A 16,238-nucleotide genomic window follows, 5' to 3' on the forward strand; every position below is an offset into this window, starting at 1 on the left:
AGCCATGAAGGAAGAGATACGACTCCGCCCCGGCCGTGCCGACGATTTCGCGTCGATCTGCGATCTACTCGGCACGGTATTCCACGAGGACTACTCCGGCGATCTCCAGCAGCTGGAGGCCGAGGTCTTCGAGGTGGACCGGTCCCTGGTCGCCGACGACGCGGGGCTGGTGGCCGGCCATACGGTGGCGTACACCAGGGATCTGACCGTGCCCGGCGCGGTCGTCCCGGCCGCTCACGTCTCCTGCGTGGGGGTGCTGCCCACACATCGGCGCCAGGGCATTCTCACCCGGATGATGCACCGCCAGCTGCGCGAGATCGCCGGTGCCGGGCGGGAGTCGCTCGCGGTCCTCTGGGCCACCGAGACATCGATCTATCCGCGGTTCGGCTACGGCCCGGCCGCCTCCCGGCTCGTCCTGAACGTGATGAATCGTGAGGTTCGTCTCCCCGCCCCGCCCGCCGAGCCGTCCGGCCGGCTCCGGATGGTCGATCCGGCCGGGGCACTCGCCGACCTGACCAAGGTGTACGAGCAGCTCCGGCCGTCCCGGGTCGGCTGGTCGAACCGGGACGATCGGTGGTGGCGCTACGTCCTGGCCGACCCGAAGGACCACCGGGACGGCGCCACCCGGCAGTACGCGGTGGTGCGCGAGGGCCCGGACGGCCCCACCGGGTACGCGTTGTGGCGCGTCAAGCAGGGCTGGACCGGGCACGGGCCGAACGGCGAGGTGTCGGTCCGGGAGGTGGCCGCCACCGATCCGGAGACCTATCAGGCGCTCTGGCGGTTCCTGCTCGGCATCGATCTGGCCCGCAGCGTGACGTACCGGCTGGCCGCCCTGGACGAACCGCTGCTGCACCTGGCCGACGAACCCCGGCGCCTCGGCCCGGCCCTGGCGGACGCGCTGTTCATCCGGGTGGTGGACGTGCCCCGCGCGCTGGCCGCCCGGCGGTACGCGACAGCCGTCGACGTGGTCATCGAGGTCACCGACCCGATCCTGGCGGAGAACACCGGGCGCTGGCGGCTCACCGGCGGGCCGGACGGCGCGTCCTGTGCCCGGACCGATGACCCGGCCGACCTGGCCTGCTCGGTGACCGAGTTGGGGGCGGCCTATCTGGGCGCCACCTCGTTCGCCGCACTGGCCGCCGCGGGCCGGGTCCGGCAGCTGACCGGCAACGATCCGTCGGCGGCGTTCCGCTGGCACCGGCTGCCGTCCCCGACGGAGGTGTTCTGACCGGCCCGGCCCCGGCGGTACCGTCGGTCTCATGGACCAGCCCGAACGCCGTCGCCGCCGCGTGCGCCCCTCCTCCGGCGCCAAACCGCCGGTCCCGTCGCCGCCCCCGGGCCCGGTCCCCACTCCCCCACCGGCACCGCGGGCCACCCCGGCGCCGCCTGCCACCCCCGCACCGCCTGCTACCCCGGCACCGCCGGTCCCGACAGCTCCGCCGGTCCCATCGGCACCGGCAATTCCATCGGCACCGCCAGTCCCATCGGCACCGCCGGTTCCGTCCGCGCCGCCGGTTCCGTCCGTGCCGGTCCCCGGGCCTCCGGCGGGTGGAGCCCCGGCGGCGGCGACGCCGGCCGGGACGGCGAAGGGTGGGCTGGCGAAAGGGGGACCGGCGCCGGCCGAGACCGAGACGTCTCGGCCCCCGAGGGCCAATCCGTCGCGGCGGCCGAATGGCGGCAACGGGAACCACAACGACGACCGGGACTCCGAGCGCGGGCTGCGTGGTCTGGTCGGATCGGGTTCATCGCAGGTCAGCGTGGGCGCGGCGCTCCGGGCCAGGGACGCGTCCCGGCCATCGGACGACGACTTGGCCGAGGCGGAACGCAGCCTGACGATCGTTCGGCGCAACTGGCTCCCCCGCGAGGAATTGCCCCGCCGCTGACGGCCCGCTCGCTAAAAGTCACGAAAGCGGCCAAATTAGGGCGGCGAAATGAACGCGGCTGGACTGGGCAGCGCGGTCACGAGGCAGCGCGGTCAAGGATGGTCCGGGGAGATCGGACGCGCGGAAGACCAGGACGAGGAAGGTGAGCGCGGCCAGACTGCACTCAGGAGAGGTGGGAAAGCCGCGGCCGGCCGTCGGTGGACGGCCGGCCGGAGGTCGAGCGGGAGCAGTGGTGAAGCGGGCTGTGGGTGATCAGGCTGTGGGTGATCAGGCTGTGGGCGATCAGGCTGTGGGCGATCAGGCTGTGGGCGATCAGGCTGTGGGCGATCAGGCTGTGGGCGTGGACTCCGGGAGTTCGGGCAGTTCGCGGGCCACCTCGTAGTCGGCCAGCTGACCGATCCGGCGGGCGTGCCGCGGGTTGCCGGAGAACGGGGTGGCGATGAACGCCTCGACGAAGGCGGTGGCCTCGTCCAGGGTGTGCTGCCGGGCGCCGATCGCGATCACGTTGCTGTCGTTGTGCTGGCGGGCCAGCTCGGCGATCTCGGTCTTCCAGACGAGCGCCGAGCGGACGCCGGGGACCTTGTTCGCGGCGATCTGCTCGCCGTTGCCCGAGCCGCCGATGACGATGCCGAGCGAACCCGGGTCGGCGACCACCTTGGCACCGGTGTGGAAACAGAACGCCGGGTAGTCGTCCTCGGCGTCGTAGACGTGCGGTCCGACGTCCACCACATCGTGCCCCTGCTTGGCCAGGTGGTTCACGAGGTGGTTCTTCAGCTCGAAGCCGGCGTGGTCGGAACCCAGGTAGAGACGCATGAAATCAAGTCTTTCAGAAGGTCAGGGCCGAACGCAGGGCGGACGCCACCTGATCAGCCGCGGCCCGTGCGGCGTCGATGGTGGCCAGTTTGCGGGCGAATCCGTGGTTCACACCCATGTACCGGGTGTGCACCACCGGGACTCCCGCGCTGATCAGCGCGTCGGCGTAGTCGGCGCCCTCGTCGCGCAGCGCGTCGTACTCGGCGGTGATCAGCAGGGTGGACGGCATCCCGGACAGGTCGGCGACCGCGAGCGGCGCCACCTCCGGGGTGAGGCGGAGCATCGGCTCCGGGACGTAGGTCTCCCAGGCGAGCTTCATCGAGGCCCGGTCCAGGCCGTACTCCCCCAGCTCGTCGTACGACTCGGCGGAGGTGAGCGGGTCCAGAGCCGGGTAGATCAGCACCTGGAAGTCGAGCGGGGTGGCCGCGTCGCGCTGGCGCCGGGCGGTGACCGTGGCGATCTGGCCGCCCGCGCTGTCCCCGCCGATCGCCAGCCGGCTGGGGTCCAGGCCGAGGTCGGAGCCGGATTTGCGCAGGTAGCGCAGGACCGTCTCGGCGTCGTCCAGGGCGGCCGGGTGAACGTGCTCCGGGGCCAGCCGGTAGCCGACCGACACCACCGCGCAGCCGGAGCGTTCGGCCACCCGGCGGCAGAACCGGTCGACGGTCTCGATGCTGCCGTAGCACCAGCCGCCGCCGTGCAGGTAGACCAGCACCGGGACGTTCACCCGGGTGGCGTACAGCCGGCAGGGCACGCCGTCGGCGTCGAAGTCGGCGACCACCGGCAGCGGCAGTGCCGGGCCGGTCTCCGCCTCGTTCGACTCCTCCATCGCTGCGCGCACCCCGAGCAGCCGCTCGTACGGGCTCGCCGCCAGTTCCTCCGAAGACGGCCGCCGCCTCAGCTGGGCGGCGGCCGTGACCTGCGGGTGGAGCATCAGCGGGTTTCGGCCAGGACCAGCCCGCCGCGGGCCTTCGGGGTGAACCAGGTGCTCTTGCGCGGCAGTTTGAGCCGCTCCAGGTTCACCTCGACGAAGTCGTCGACGGTCACCGGGGCGATCAGGATGGCCAGTTCGGCCCGGCCGGCGTCGACCTCACCGCGCAGCCACTCGACCGGGTAGTCCCCGCCGATGTAGGAGATCCGCTTGTCGCCCGGGTCGAGTCCGAGCGAGTCCCGCAGCAGCACCCGTTCCACCAGGGCGTGGTCCAGGTTCTCCACGGTGCTGCCGGCCGGGTCCTCGGGGAGGCCCAGGGCGAAGGTGCGGCCCCCGGCGTACACCTCAATCGTCCCCTTGGGCGGAAGCTGCGCGGCGCGCGGCAGCTCGGTGACCGTCGCACCGGCCGCGCGCAGTCGCTCCAGCAGATCGTCGAGCGCTGCCGGAAGCTCACTGACCAGGCGATTGTAGGGCTGGATGAAAACCGAGGCCGGGGTGGTGACGACGGCCAGGAAACGCTCCAGGCCACCGGTCTGCGCGGCCAGGCTGCGGTGGTTGCCGTCGGCGACCACCAGCTCGCCGCCACCGGCCAGGGCCAGCAGCCGCTCCTGCGTCTCGCCGGGACCGAGCGGCCAGATCGCGTGGGTACGCCCGGCGGCGTCCACGTCGGTGGCGGCCGGCGCACCGGCGGCGTCGATCGCCTCGGCCAGCGCCGCGTGCAGTTCCTCGCCCCGCCCGGTCTGCAGCAGCAGCACCGGGGAGAGCAGGGTGCCGACCGCCTCGGCCAGCGCGACCCGCTCGCGGACCTTGCTGATGAACACGTCCTCGTTGCGGATGACCAGGCCCGGCTCGTCGGCGCTGGTGGAGATCTGCCCGGTCTCCACCAGGCCCCACAGCCCGAACGCCGGGGCCTCGCCGTCCGCGGTGATCCGGTAGAGCACCACGACGTGCTCGGCCTGCCGGTACTTCTCCTCGGCCTGATCACGCCGCAGTCGGACGACGGCGTCCGGCAGCGAGTCGAGGAAGGACTTCCCGAGCGATTCGGGCGCGAGGTGCGGCATCTCCACGGCCAGCGCGCTGTGCGGGTTGCCCTTGATGATGTCGGTGATCTCGGCGTCGTCGGCGAACTCGTCGTAGTTCTGGGCCCCGGTACCCCCGTTGGTGATCCAGGCCCGGTTGATCGGGTGCACGACCGTCATGGCAGGCAACTTACCCGGCGAACCTTCGGTGCCTACCCACCGGCATGTTCCCTCGTGACCTGCTCAACTGGGCCGTCCGGTGCGGGTTCACCGGCCGTTCGGCGGGACGTGCCGTGACGGTCACCGGAGGTGCGAGCATAACCGCCATGTCAGGGGGCAGATCGGCCCAGACGCCGCGCTGCACGCTGATGCTCGAACCGACCGATTCGCTCTCCGGCATTACCCGCCTCCGCGTTGGATGAGGTGTACGTCACCCCATCCAACGACGGATGCGAGGCCGAGCATCGGTTTTTCCGGTGACCGCCACCAAACGGCAACCGGAGAGTCTTTCAGTCGAAGATCGGGCCCAGGTCGCGACTGCGCTTGAGCTCGTAGAAACCGGGGGTGCCCGCGACGAGCAGGACGCCGTCCCACAGCTTGCCGGCCGCCTCGCCCTTGGGCGCCGGAGTGATCACCGGGCCGAAGAACGCGACGGTCTCACCCTCGTTCGGGCCGGGGGCGTGGATCACCGGGGTGCCGACGTCGGTGCCGACCGGTTTCATCCCGGCGTTGTGGCTGGCACGCAGCGCCTCGTCACGGCTGTCGGTGCCGGCCGCCTCGGCCAGAGCCGGGTCGAGACCGACCTCGGTCAGCGCCTCGGCGTACAGCTTGGGGTCCTGGATGTCGTATTTCTGGAGATGGATCCGGGTGCCCAGGGCGGTGTAGAGATCCCGGAGAACGGCCGGGCCGGCGGCCTCGGCGGCGGCGATGCAGACCCGCACCGGGCCCCAGCCCTTGGCGAGCAGTTCCTTGTAGTTGTCGGGGAGTTCGTCACGGCCCTCGTTGAGAACCGAGAGACTCATGACGTTGAAGCGGACGTCCAGCGGGCGGACCTTCTCCACCTCCAGCAGCCAGCGGGAGGTGATCCAGGCCCAGGGGCACAGGGGGTCGAACCACATGTCGACTGTTGCGCGCTCGGTCATTCTTCGATGATCCTCCCTTCCCGCGCCCGGTCGGGGTGAGTTACGTCGCGGTGTCCGCATAGGCTTCGGGAAAACGCAGTCAGCTCGAAGGAGAGTGCACGTGGCCGGTGTTCACAACCTGACCCAGGTCGAGGCTGCGGAACGTAGTCGTTTGCTCGAGGTGACCGGGTACGACATCACCCTTGACCTGACCGATGGGCACGGCAATCCCGGTCCCGACACGTTCCGGTCCACCACGGTCATCAACTTCCGGTGCGCCGAGCCGGGCGCTTCGACGTTCGTCGAGGCGGCCGCCGCGACGATCCACTCCGCGACGCTGAACGGCGAAGCGGTGGACCTCGGCGGCTGGTCCCCGGAGGCCGGTCTCCCGCTGTCCGGGCTCGCCGCCGAGAACACCCTGGTGGTGTCCGGCGACTTCAAGTACTCCGCCAGCGGCCAGGGGCTCCAGCGCAGCCTCGACCCGGTGGACTCCGAGATGTACCTCTACACCCAGTTCGAGACGGCGGACGCGCAGCGCGCCTACGTGTGCTTCGACCAGCCCGACCTGAAGAGCGTGTTCACCTGGCACGCCACGGTGCCCGCGCACTGGAAGGTCATCTCCAACATGCCGGTGGACTCCGAGGAGGAGTCCGGGGCGGGCGCCAAGACGGTGCACTTCACCACCTCGCCGAAGATGAGCACGTACATCACGGCGATCTGTGCCGGGCCGTACCATGAGGTCAGGTACTCCCATGACGGCATCGATCTGGGGTACTTCTGCCGCGCTTCCATGGCTCGTTACATGGACGCGGAGGATCTCAACCTGATCACGAAGCAGGGTTTCGACTTCTTCCACGAGAAGTTCGGCGTCCGCTACCCGCTGCCGAAGTACGACCAGCTGTGGGTGCCGGACTTCAACGCCGGCGCGATGGAGAACTTCGGCTGCGTCACGCACGCCGAGGCGCACTACATCTTCCGCTCGCAGGTCACCGACTACGAGTACGAGCAGCGCGCCAACACCATCCTGCACGAGCTGGCGCACATGTGGTTCGGTGACCTGGTCACCATGCGCTGGTGGAACGACCTGTGGCTGAACGAGTCGTTCGCCGAGTGGGCCAGCCACTGGTGCAACACCGAGGCCACCCGCTTCGGCGACGCCTGGTCGACGTTCCTGTCGATCCGCAAGGCCTGGGGGTACCGCCAGGATCAGCTCTCCTCCACCCACCCGGTCTACTGCGAGATGCCGGACCTGGAGGCGGTCGAGGTCAACTTCGACGGCATCACGTACGCCAAGGGCGCCAGCGTGATCAAGCAGCTGGTGGCGTACGTCGGTCTGGACCCGTTCCTGACCGGCCTGCGGGCGTACTTCGCCAAGCACGCCTGGGGCAACGCCACCTTCGACGACCTGCTCACCGAACTGGAGACGGCGTCCGGCCGGGAACTGCGCAAGTTCGCCGCCCAGTGGCTGGAGACCGCCCAGGTCAACACGCTGCGCCCGATCGTGGAGATCGACGCGGCCGGCGCCTACACCAGCGTGGTGGTGAGTCAGGAGGCCCCGGCCGGCTACCCGACGCTGCGCACCCACCGGATCGCGATCGGCCTGTACGACCTGGACGGCGACCGTCTGGTCCGGCGTGAGCTGATCGAGGCGGACGTGGCCGGGGAGCGGACCGAGATCGCCGCCCTGGCCGGGGTGAAGGCCCCGGACCTGCTGCTGCTCAACGACGAGGACCTGACGTACGCGAAGCTGCGGCTGGACGACCGGTCGCTGAGCACGCTGGTCGGTCACATCGCCGGGTTCGACTCGTCGCTGCCGCGGGCGCTGTGCTGGGCGGCCGCCTGGGACATGCTGCGGGACGCCGAGATGGCCGCCCGTGACTACGTGGCCCTGGTCTGCGCCGGGCTGCCCGCCGAGACCGACATCAACCTGGCCACCGCCACGCTGCGGCAGGCCGCGACGGCTCTGGCCAGCTTCGCCGACCCGCAGTGGGCGCCGCGGGGCTGGGCGCAGCTGGGTGCGCTGGCCGAGGCCCGGCTGGCGACCGCCGAGCCGGGCAGTGGCTGGCAGCTGACCTGGGCGCGGGCGTTCATCACCGCGGCCCGCACCCCGGAGCAGGCGGCCGTGCTGCGCGGCTGGCTGTCCGGTGCGGCCAAGCCGGAGGGTCTGGTCGTCGACACCGAGCTGCGCTGGTCGCTGCTGCAGGCGCTGGCCGCCCTCGGCGCGGCGGCCGAGTCGGAGATCGACGACGAGCTGACCTCGGACAAGACGGCCAGTGGTGAGCGGGAGGCGGCGATCGCCCGGGCGCTGCTGCCGACGGTGGAGAACAAGGCGCGGGTGTGGGCCGATCTGACCGGTCCGCAGGCGCCGCCGAACTGGCTGAACCGGTCGCTGCTGATCGGTTTCCAGAGCACCCGTCAGGTGGAGCTGACCGCCCCGTACGCCGCGAAGTTCTTCGACGTGGTGGCCGAGGTGTGGGCGCGGTCGGACAGTGAGCCGGCGCAGGAGTTCGCCACCATGGCGTACCCGGTCTACCAGATCAGCGAGGAGACGGTGACTCTGACCGATGCCTGGCTGGCCCGGGACGGGCACCCGGCGTCGCTGCGCCGGCTGGTCGCCGAGGGACGCGACGGTGTGCTGCGGGCGCTGAAGGCGCGGGCGAAGGACCAGTCCGCGGGCTGACGACGACGGTGAGAGGCCCGTTCCGCTCGATGCGGGACGGGCCTTTTCGCATGCTGGGGACGGGTAGTCTGAGCCGGTGACGATGCTGAGCCGGGGTTCCCCGGTGCGGTGGACCGCACCGGAGGGCCGGTGGACCCGGCCCGATCTGCGGCTGTTCCCGCCGGACGGGCATCGGTACGAGATCGTCGACGGCGGTCTGCACGTCACCCCGCCGCCCGCGCCACCGCACGACGCCGTGGTCGATTCGCTGGTGGCGGTGTTGCGCGCGGCGGCTCCGCCCGGCTGGTGGGTGTGCAGCCGGGCCGGCATCGCGATGGAGGCGAGCGATCTGGTGCCCGACGTGACCGTGTTACGGCCGCGCTCGTCCGGGTCGGTCTGGGTGGACCCGGACGACGTCGCGCTGGTGGTGGAGGTGGAGGCGGACGAGACCCGGTGGTACGACCGGCTGCTCAAGCCGGCCGTCTACGCGGCCGCGGGCATCCCCGGTTACTGGCGGGTGGAGTCCGGGCCCGTCCTGCGGGTGTGCGCGCTGGCGGGCGGCGCCTACCGCCCGGGCCGCGACATCGAGGCCGGGGAGCAGGTCACGCTGGACGCGCCGTTTCCGATCCGGGTGAGCCCGGCCGCCTGGCGGTGAGTCAGGCCCGGCCGGCGTGCGTGGCCAGCTGGTCGATCCCGATCATCAGGCCGCCGGCCAGGTCGCCGCCGGCGAACGAGGCGGCCATCGACAGGCCGGCCAGTTTGGCGTCCCGGTCGGTGACCCGCTTGCGCGCCTCGGCACCGGTGATGATCTCCAGCTTGCGCTGGTCCGGGGAGACGGCCATCAGGATCGAGCGGGCCGGGTCACGCGTCTGGGCGTGCAGTTTCTGCGCGGCCTCGCGGGGCGGGTCCGCCAGCGTGCCCAGATAGATGCTGAAGTGCAGCCCGGTCACCTGGTCGGCGATCCGGAGCGCCTCGTCGAGGTGACGCAGCTGACGAGTCGTGAACGGACCCTCGGCGGGCTGGTCGAGCGGGGTGACCTCACCAACTGTCACTTGCGCCTCCTGTGGAACCGGGGCGGACGGGTGCGCCGGTGCTGTCCTCGATGATCAGCCCGGTGTGGCCGGCCCCGGACGGGGCGACCTGCTGCGGTGTGGCGGTGAACCACATCGCCGGGAAGTCGAAGGGCCGGCCCGGGCGGTAGCGCCGCGACGGCTTGGACCGGTCGGAGCCGGCCAACACGAGTGTCGCGATCGTCCCGATGATCGCGGCCGGAATGATCACAAAGACCAGAACGGTACTGATTACTGACAACTGAACGCCCCCAGGCGCACGGTGATCCCACTTATTCCGAACATCAATCACCGTAGCCGAGCGCGTGTCGTCCCGGACCGTCGGGTCTCGAACCGGGGTCTCACGCCGTCGGGATCTACGCGGATCGTGTGCGCAGGTGCGAAAATCACCCTCACGCGCCGTCCGCGTACTTTCCGTCGCGAACGGCAGGAGGGGGATCCCATGCGTACATTCGTCCCCGCCGTCGTCGCGGGCCTGCTGTTCGCCCTCACGGGTGGCTCGCCGGCCTCGGCCGCGGCCGTGTTCGTCGAGCTCAACCCCAGCACGGCCCGGGCCGGCGACGAGATCGCCCTGCGCGCGTCGTGTGACGACAACCTCAAGGCGGCCACGGTGACCGGTGATCCGCTCGGTTCGGTCACCGTGGAGCCCGAGTTCGGGTTCCTGACCGCGACGGTCCGGGTTCCGGCCGGCACCGAGGCCGGGGACTATCCGGTCGCCCTGAGCTGCCCGGACGGCGGCACCGCCACCGGCACCCTGCACGTGGTGGCCAGGGTGGAGCCGAGTCGCGGGCCGGCCACCGGGGGCGGCGGCACCGCCCCGGGCGCGGCCGGGTCGCTGCTGATGGGTGGCGGGCTGGCCGCCCTGCTGGCCGGGCTGGTGCTCGGTGTCCTGACGGCACGCCAGCGGCGAGCGGGCTGAGGGGGCGCGGCGTGGCGAACCGAGAGCGCCCACCGTCCGGGCCGCGGGTGCCCGCGGCGGTCGCGCAGAAGCGTCCGGCCCAGGTGATCGTGGCGCCGCCGCCCGGCGCGATCACCGGGCCGCTGCCGGCCACCCCGCGGGTGCCGGGCCGGTCACCCTTCCGGATGTTCCTGTCCCGGCGGGTCCCGAAGCCGCGGCCGGTCCGGGGCCGGCGCGGCGGGGTGGCCGGGGGGATCGCGTTCGTGCTGGTCTTCCTGGGTCTGTTCGCGTTCGGCCTGGGCCTCGGGTTCGCCACCGGCTTCGACATCGGCGCCCTGTTCCGCGGGCCGGACCAGCCGCCGCCGCGAGCGTTCCCGGTGCTCGACCCGAGCCGCCCGGAGCGTCTGGAGATCCCGGCGATCCGGGTGTCCGCGCCGGTCCTGGAGGTGGGGCTGGCCGGCGACGGGTCGGTGGACGTGCCGCCGCTGAAACGGCACAACGAGGCCGGCTGGTTCGAGGGCGGGCCGACACCCGGCCAGTTCGGGCCGGCGCTGATCGTGGGGCACGCGGACACCCGGACCGGCCCGTCGGTGTTCCACCGGCTGGACGAGCTGAAGCCCGGTGCGGAGATCCGGGTGTCGCGGGCGGACGGGACGCTTGCCGTCTTCGAGGTCAACTCGGTGGAGACGTTCGACAAGAGCCGGCTGCCGGCGCAGCGGGTCTACGGCGATTACACCCGGCCGTCGCTGCGGTTGATGACGTGCGGCGGCAAGTGGCTGGGCGGCGACGAGGGTTACGAGGACAACATCGTGGTCTTCGCCTCGCTGGTCTCCTCGGCCTGAGGCCGGGTCACGCCGCCTCCAGGGTGGCGGCCGGCAGATCCAGCCAGTCCATCCACCGGGGGTCGGGGGTGCGGTGGCCGAGCACCCGCCAGGCCACCCCGCGCGGGGCGGCCGGCGCGGCGTGCAGCCGCCAGCCCAGCTCGGCCGGGGTCTTGTCACCCTTGCTGTGGTTGCACTTGGCGCAGGCGGCCACCACGTTGTCCCAGGCGTGCAGGCCGCCCCGGCTCTTCGGGAAGACGTGGTCGATGGTCTCGGCGGAGCCGCGGCAGTAGGCGCAGCGGCCGCCGTCGCGGGCGAAGATGGCCCGGCGGGAGAGGCCGACGTGCGTGCGGTACGGCACCTTCACATATCGCGTGAGGCGGACCACGGACGGGACCGGAAGATGGTGGTGGGCGCTGTGCAGGACGCCGTCGCCGTCGGAGACGCACTCGGCCTTGGCGGTCAGGAGCAGGATGGTCGCTCGACGCACCGATACGACGCACAGCGGCTCGTAGGTAGCGTTCAGGACTAACGCGGAAGAGCCAACCGTGGGTCGTATGTCAGGCATCGCGATCACCCTTCCGGTGTCAGTTGCTGTAAACCGCTCCCATAGCCCATGCGTGTGTGATGTGGGCCTCTGTGGAGAAGCCCCCGTGCGCCAATAGTCCCTGATGAATGACCGGATTGCCAGCAGAATCTGTGGCCGCCCGGTAAACGTCTGAGGTCTTCACCCAGCTGGACCCGGTACCTTCAATCCCCGTGTTCCTAGCCGCGCCGCCACCGACACCGACTCCGTCCGGATCGCCCGAGGTCTTCATCACCCCGGTCTGCGAGGACGACGCCCTCTGCACCCAGCTCATCGACTGGGGGTGGAACGAGTGGGCGGCCACCAGCAGCTACGTGATCCTGATCAAGCCGCTGCGGATCATCGCCATCATCGTGATCGCGATGCTGATCCGCTGGGCGCTGCACCGGGGCATCTCCCGGCTGGCCACCACCAGCTCGCGGGCCTCGATGCCGGCGCTGCTGAAGCCGCTGAAGGAGAAGGTGACGGTCACCGCCGAGGAGGGGACGTTCATCCCCGAGCGGCGGCGCCAGCGGGCCGAGGCGATCGCGTCGGTGCTGCGCAGCTTCGTCAGCGCGGTGGTCTTCACGATGGCCGCCCTGCTGGTGATGGGCGAGCTGGGCTTCAACCTGGCCCCGTTGCTGGCCAGCGCCGGCATCGTCGGTGTGGCCCTCGGTTTCGGCGCGCAGAGCCTGGTCAAGGATCTGATCGCCGGTCTGTTCATGCTGCTGGAGGACCAGTACGGGGTGGGCGACACGGTCGACCTGGGTGAGGCCACCGGCGTGGTGGAGAGCGTCGGCCTGCGGATCACCACGGTCCGCGACGCGCGGGGTGTGCTGTGGTACATCCGCAACGGCGAGATCATCCGGGTCGGCAACAAGAGCCAGGGCTGGGCGATGGTGGTGATCGACATCCCGATCGGCTTCGTCAACTCGGAGGAGGCGATCGCGGTGCTGAAGAAGGCCGCCGAGAAGGTCGCCCACGATCCCGAGCACGAGGCCGGCTTCCTGGAGCCGCCGGACGTGCTCGGGGTGGAGCAGCTGACCGTGGAGGGCGCGGTGATCCGGACCATCGCCAAGACCACCGCTGACAGCCAGATCGCCATCCAGCGTGACCTGCGGCGGGCGCTGACCGAGTCGCTGGAGACCAACGGGCTGTCCGAGCGGATCGCGGCGTCCCGGCTGGCGCCGCGCAGCGCGGTCCCGCCGGCCTGGATGGGCGGCCCCGAGGTCACCCCGCCGCCGGCCGACGAACAGCCCGGCGGCACGGCATAAGGTGGGACGGTGACGGCACCCACCAGCTTCTATGACGCCGTGGGCGGCGAGCCCACGTTCCGGCGTCTCGTCGATCTGTTCTACGAGGGTGTCGCGGGTGACCCGCTGCTCCGGCCGATGTATCCGGAGGAGGATCTGGAGCCGGCCGCGGACCGGCTCGCGCTCTTCCTGATGCAGTACTGGGGCGGCCCGACGACGTATTCCGACAACCGTGGTCATCCCCGGCTGCGGATGCGGCACGCGCCGTTCGTGGTCGACATCGCGGCCCGCGACGCCTGGCTGCGCCACATGCGGGTGGCGGTCGACGCCCTCGGTCTGGCGGAGCCGCTGCGGGTGCAGCTCTGGGACTACCTGGAGCGCGCGGCGTACTTCATGGTGAACCGGATGGATCCCGTCCAGCCTGATCAGTGACAGTGTCGGGCGGCGCGGTGGCTCGTTGATCGGATAGTCACTCACGATCCCGGGAGCCCATTCATGCGCCGTCGTCTGCTCGCTGCCGCCACCGTCGCGGCCGTCGCCGTATCGGCGCCGGCCGCGACGGTGGCGAAGGCCGACATCTACCACCCGACGGTGGTCTCCGCCAACCCGGTGGACTGGACTCCACACGTGCTGGACGGCACCGTGTGGTCGCTGGCAGTGGTCGGCGACACGGTGGTGGTCGGCGGCGCCTTCACCAAGGTGGCCGACGCGGGCCGGCGTAACACGTACGCCCGCAAGAACGTCTTCGCCTTCGGCCTGCGCGACGGGCAGATCCGGCCGTTCGCCCCGCAGGTGGACGGCGCGGTCTACTCGCTGGCGGCCGGGCCGGACCACTCGGTCTATCTGGGTGGGGCGTTCAAGCACGTCAACGGGACCGCCCAGCGCGGGCTGGCCCGGGTCTCGGCGAACGACGGCGGCCGGTACGGGTCGTTCGGCGCCAAGGTCGACTGGGGTGACGTCCGGGCACTGGCCGCCCGGGACGGCGCGGTCTACGCCGGTGGCACCTTCCAGGGGGTGAACGGGGTGAAGCGGGTCGGGCTGGCCCGGTTCGACGCCTACTCGGGCCGGGTGGACGAGGGCTTCGACGCGAAGCTGACCGGGCCGGGGCTGAAGCGGGTCCGGGTGGAACACTTCGACCTGTCCCCGGACGGCCGGAAGCTGATCGCGGTCGGCGCGTTCCTGCGTTCCGGTGGGGAGGATCGCACCCAGATCGCGCTCTTCGACACCAGCGGGTCCGGCGCGTCACTGACCGGCTGGTACACCGACGCGTTCAAGCCGACCTGCATGAAGGGCTTCGACACGTACCTGCGGCAGGTGAAGTTCTCCCCGGACGGGTCGTACATCGTGGTGGCGGCGACCGGGCGGGCGTCGTCGGCGCAGAAGCTGTGCGACTCGGCGGCCCGGTTCGAGACCCGGACCGGTGGGCGGCAGAACCCGACGTGGGTGCAGCGCACCGGCGGGGACTCGCTGTACGCGGTGGCGATCACCGGGCCGGCCGTCTACCTGGGTGGGCACCAGCGGTGGTTCGACAACCCGTACGGCTCGGACGGCAGCGGCCCCGGCCCGGGGGCGGTGTCCCGGCCCGGTATCGGCGCGGTCAACCCGAACACCGGCAAGGCCCTGGAGTGGAACCCGACCCGTTCGCGGGGTGTCGGGGTCCGCGCCTTCCTGGTCACGCCGGACGGCCTGCTGGTCGGCTCGGACACCGACCAGCTGGGCCGCGAATACCACGGGCGCCTCGGGATGTTCCCGCTGCGCTAGCTGGCTCCGCTTCGCTCCGCGGGCGATTGCCGGACGGCGGGGAGCTGTGGGAGCTAGAGCAAAGCGCCCTCGTCGTGGAGCCAGTCCACGAACGAGGTCGCCACGGCGGCACCGCAGTCGAGCAACTCGACGAGCAGGCTGTCGTGGACGCCCGCGGCGAGGGGGACCTGGAGTTCGGCGTAGATCGGGAGCTGACCCCGCTCGGTGGGGTCGCCCACATAGGCCTTGCAGAAGCGTCGTGTGTGGTTCCACTCGTTGACCACCCGGTACGCCCGGTCGGCCCAGTCCGGCGGGACCGTCGCGTGTGGCCTGGCCCGCATCACCAGGATCTCGTCGTCCGGCCCCTCCAGGGTGAACAGCACCGCGTGCCGCTCCCACATGGCCAGGAGGCTGCCGCCGCCGTCGGCCAGGAACCGGATGTCGAGCAGGTCGAGCGCCTTGCCGACACGGGCGAGCTGGACCGGCAGGATCGAATCGGACGATCCGGTCGCGGACAGTTCGGCCGGAACTCCGGTGCGGTTCGGCTCACGCTGGGCCGGGACTCCGACCCGGACCGTTCCCGGGTTCTGCACCGCCACCTCGCCACCGGTGTCCGACTGCTCGCTGCCCTCAGTCGTTCCCGGGCGCCATGACCACCACGGCATCGTGTGCACCTCACTCCCCAACAGACCCAGTGCCGGACGTTGCAGTGGATCCGAGGGCAGACGGTACCCGTACCGTTCCGGAAGGTCATCCCCCCAACGGGAGGGCGGGACCAGATGAATGATGCAAGGTCACCCTTTCGGGTTACCTACCATCGGCATAACAGTCAATTTGTGGACGCTTTGTCGCCACGCGACTCCATATGGTGCAGAAATTCCCACCCAGCCACCGGCGACGCGAACCCGCGCCTCCGCCGGGTCGGCGTCCCTCGGACCGAGGAAACCCATCCGGGCGACCGCCTGGACAAGCCGCTGGGAGATCTGCACGGGGGCGCCGGAGTCCGGTGTGACGACCAGGGCGACGTGATCGAGGAGCGCGTCGCGGACCGCCCGCTGCCCGACCACCCGGCCGGACATCCCCCCCGAGGCGATCTCCCGCAGGGTTCCGGCGGCGGCCGCGGCGAGCTGGGCGAGTTCGGTGCCCGAGATGGACTCGACGGCCCGGCTGGCGGGTGGCGGCAACGGCCAGCGCCACCGGGTGTCGCGCCGCTCCGGCAGGGCGGTACCGCTCGCGGCCAGAACGGCCAGCAGGTCACCGGCGGAGACCGTGGCGTCACCCGGTCCGGGGCCGGCCACCTCGCGGGTGACCAGGACGTCCCACGGAAGGTGGGCCCAGAGCGCGGTCCGGCCGCCGGACGATCGGAGCCGGACCGGTGCGGACGGGTCGAGCCGGGTGAGCCGCGCCAGGAACGCGCCTGCGTCGGGAACCCCGAGCAGGCCGTGCTCACTCATGACCGGTCAACTGT

General features: G+C 71.3%; 18 protein-coding genes. 9 read left to right on the top strand and 9 right to left on the bottom strand.

The window, feature by feature from the left end; translation table 11 throughout:
- Window positions 1-4 precede the first annotated feature (4 nt).
- Complete coding sequence (locus ACQ0O7_RS16615) at window positions 5-1,228, top strand: GNAT family N-acetyltransferase (protein ID WP_430782977.1); 1,224 nt, start codon at window positions 5-7, stop codon at window positions 1,226-1,228.
- Window positions 1,229-1,595: 367 nt separating this feature from the next.
- Window positions 1,596-1,883 (top strand): hypothetical protein, encoded by a 288-nt coding sequence (locus tag ACQ0O7_RS16620; protein WP_430783311.1) that lies wholly within the window; start codon window positions 1,596-1,598, stop codon window positions 1,881-1,883.
- A 327-nt stretch (window positions 1,884-2,210) separates the two neighbouring features.
- Here the strand turns inward: ACQ0O7_RS16620 and ACQ0O7_RS16625 are convergent, their stop codons facing one another.
- The 4 genes from ACQ0O7_RS16625 to ACQ0O7_RS16640 form a co-directional block, all read right to left on the bottom strand.
- Window positions 2,211-2,696, bottom strand: coding sequence for a ribose-5-phosphate isomerase (locus ACQ0O7_RS16625; protein WP_430782978.1), 486 nt, complete (start codon window positions 2,694-2,696; stop codon window positions 2,211-2,213).
- Window positions 2,697-2,709: 13 nt separating this feature from the next.
- Entirely contained in the window at window positions 2,710-3,627 is a 918-nt protein-coding gene (locus tag ACQ0O7_RS16630; RefSeq protein ID WP_430782979.1) for an alpha/beta hydrolase, read from the bottom strand.
- The gene (locus ACQ0O7_RS16635; protein WP_430782980.1) at window positions 3,627-4,823 is read right to left on the bottom strand and encodes a DUF1015 family protein; all 1,197 of its coding nucleotides are present in this window, start codon (window positions 4,821-4,823) and stop codon (window positions 3,627-3,629) included. Before ACQ0O7_RS16635 ends, ACQ0O7_RS16630 begins: the two co-directional genes overlap by 1 nt.
- Before the next feature lie 329 nt (window positions 4,824-5,152).
- Window positions 5,153-5,785 carry a disulfide bond formation protein DsbA gene (locus ACQ0O7_RS16640; protein WP_430782981.1) on the bottom strand — a complete coding sequence of 211 codons (633 nt, stop codon included), beginning with the start codon at window positions 5,783-5,785 and terminating at the stop codon, window positions 5,153-5,155.
- A 100-nt stretch (window positions 5,786-5,885) separates the two neighbouring features.
- Here ACQ0O7_RS16640 and pepN point away from each other — a divergent pair, with 100 nt between their 5' ends.
- Both pepN and ACQ0O7_RS16650 read left to right on the top strand, forming a co-directional pair.
- The gene (pepN, locus tag ACQ0O7_RS16645) at window positions 5,886-8,444 is read left to right on the top strand and encodes an aminopeptidase N (RefSeq protein WP_430782982.1); all 2,559 of its coding nucleotides are present in this window, start codon (window positions 5,886-5,888) and stop codon (window positions 8,442-8,444) included.
- An 82-nt stretch (window positions 8,445-8,526) separates the two neighbouring features.
- Window positions 8,527-9,078 carry a Uma2 family endonuclease gene (locus tag ACQ0O7_RS16650; RefSeq protein ID WP_430783312.1) on the top strand — a complete coding sequence of 184 codons (552 nt, stop codon included), beginning with the start codon at window positions 8,527-8,529 and terminating at the stop codon, window positions 9,076-9,078.
- Window position 9,079: 1 nt separating this feature from the next.
- Here ACQ0O7_RS16650 and ACQ0O7_RS16655 read toward each other — a convergent pair whose 3' ends face one another.
- Window positions 9,080-9,475 carry a DUF5130 family protein gene (locus ACQ0O7_RS16655; RefSeq protein WP_430782983.1) on the bottom strand — a complete coding sequence of 132 codons (396 nt, stop codon included), beginning with the start codon at window positions 9,473-9,475 and terminating at the stop codon, window positions 9,080-9,082.
- Complete coding sequence (ctaJ, locus tag ACQ0O7_RS16660; RefSeq protein ID WP_430782984.1) at window positions 9,462-9,704, bottom strand: aa3-type cytochrome oxidase subunit CtaJ; 243 nt, start codon at window positions 9,702-9,704, stop codon at window positions 9,462-9,464. The genes ACQ0O7_RS16655 and ctaJ overlap by 14 nt, the downstream gene beginning before the upstream one ends.
- 231 nt (window positions 9,705-9,935) lie before the next feature.
- Between ctaJ and ACQ0O7_RS16665 the strand changes: the two genes are divergently transcribed.
- Together ACQ0O7_RS16665 and ACQ0O7_RS16670 are read left to right on the top strand one after the other, a co-directional pair.
- Window positions 9,936-10,412: a hypothetical protein gene (locus tag ACQ0O7_RS16665; RefSeq protein WP_430782985.1), complete on the top strand. Its 477-nt coding sequence runs from the start codon at window positions 9,936-9,938 to the stop codon at window positions 10,410-10,412.
- A gap of 11 nt (window positions 10,413-10,423) precedes the next feature.
- Window positions 10,424-11,233 (top strand): class F sortase, encoded by an 810-nt coding sequence (locus ACQ0O7_RS16670; RefSeq protein WP_430782986.1) that lies wholly within the window; start codon window positions 10,424-10,426, stop codon window positions 11,231-11,233.
- Between the two features lie 7 nt (window positions 11,234-11,240).
- On the opposite strand, the gene ACQ0O7_RS16675 is transcribed toward ACQ0O7_RS16670, so the two are convergent.
- Window positions 11,241-11,780, bottom strand: a complete 540-nt coding sequence (locus tag ACQ0O7_RS16675) for an HNH endonuclease (RefSeq protein WP_430782987.1) — start codon at window positions 11,778-11,780, stop codon at window positions 11,241-11,243.
- Between the two features lie 248 nt (window positions 11,781-12,028).
- On the opposite strand from ACQ0O7_RS16675, the gene ACQ0O7_RS16680 reads away from it, so the two are divergent.
- The 3 genes from ACQ0O7_RS16680 to ACQ0O7_RS16690 all read left to right on the top strand — a co-directional run bounded on the left by ACQ0O7_RS16680 (window position 12,029) and on the right by ACQ0O7_RS16690 (window position 14,791).
- Window positions 12,029-13,051: a mechanosensitive ion channel family protein gene (locus ACQ0O7_RS16680; RefSeq protein WP_430783313.1), complete on the top strand. Its 1,023-nt coding sequence runs from the start codon at window positions 12,029-12,031 to the stop codon at window positions 13,049-13,051.
- Between the two features lie 9 nt (window positions 13,052-13,060).
- Window positions 13,061-13,462, top strand: coding sequence for a globin (locus ACQ0O7_RS16685; RefSeq protein WP_430782988.1), 402 nt, complete (start codon window positions 13,061-13,063; stop codon window positions 13,460-13,462).
- 63 nt (window positions 13,463-13,525) lie between these two features.
- On the top strand, window positions 13,526-14,791 hold the full coding sequence (locus ACQ0O7_RS16690) for a PKD domain containing protein (RefSeq protein WP_430782989.1): 1,266 nt from the start codon (window positions 13,526-13,528) through the stop codon (window positions 14,789-14,791).
- A 53-nt stretch (window positions 14,792-14,844) separates the two neighbouring features.
- On the opposite strand, the gene ACQ0O7_RS16695 is transcribed toward ACQ0O7_RS16690, so the two are convergent.
- On the bottom strand, window positions 14,845-15,435 hold the full coding sequence (locus ACQ0O7_RS16695; RefSeq protein WP_430782990.1) for a YbjN domain-containing protein: 591 nt from the start codon (window positions 15,433-15,435) through the stop codon (window positions 14,845-14,847).
- 129 nt (window positions 15,436-15,564) lie between these two features.
- On the bottom strand, window positions 15,565-16,224 hold the full coding sequence (locus ACQ0O7_RS16700) for a hypothetical protein (protein ID WP_430782991.1): 660 nt from the start codon (window positions 16,222-16,224) through the stop codon (window positions 15,565-15,567).
- Window positions 16,225-16,238: the final 14 nt, after the last annotated feature.

It is taken from the genome of Actinoplanes sp. G11-F43 (assembly GCF_050589265.1).
Classification (GTDB): Bacteria; Actinomycetota; Actinomycetes; order Mycobacteriales; family Micromonosporaceae; genus Actinoplanes.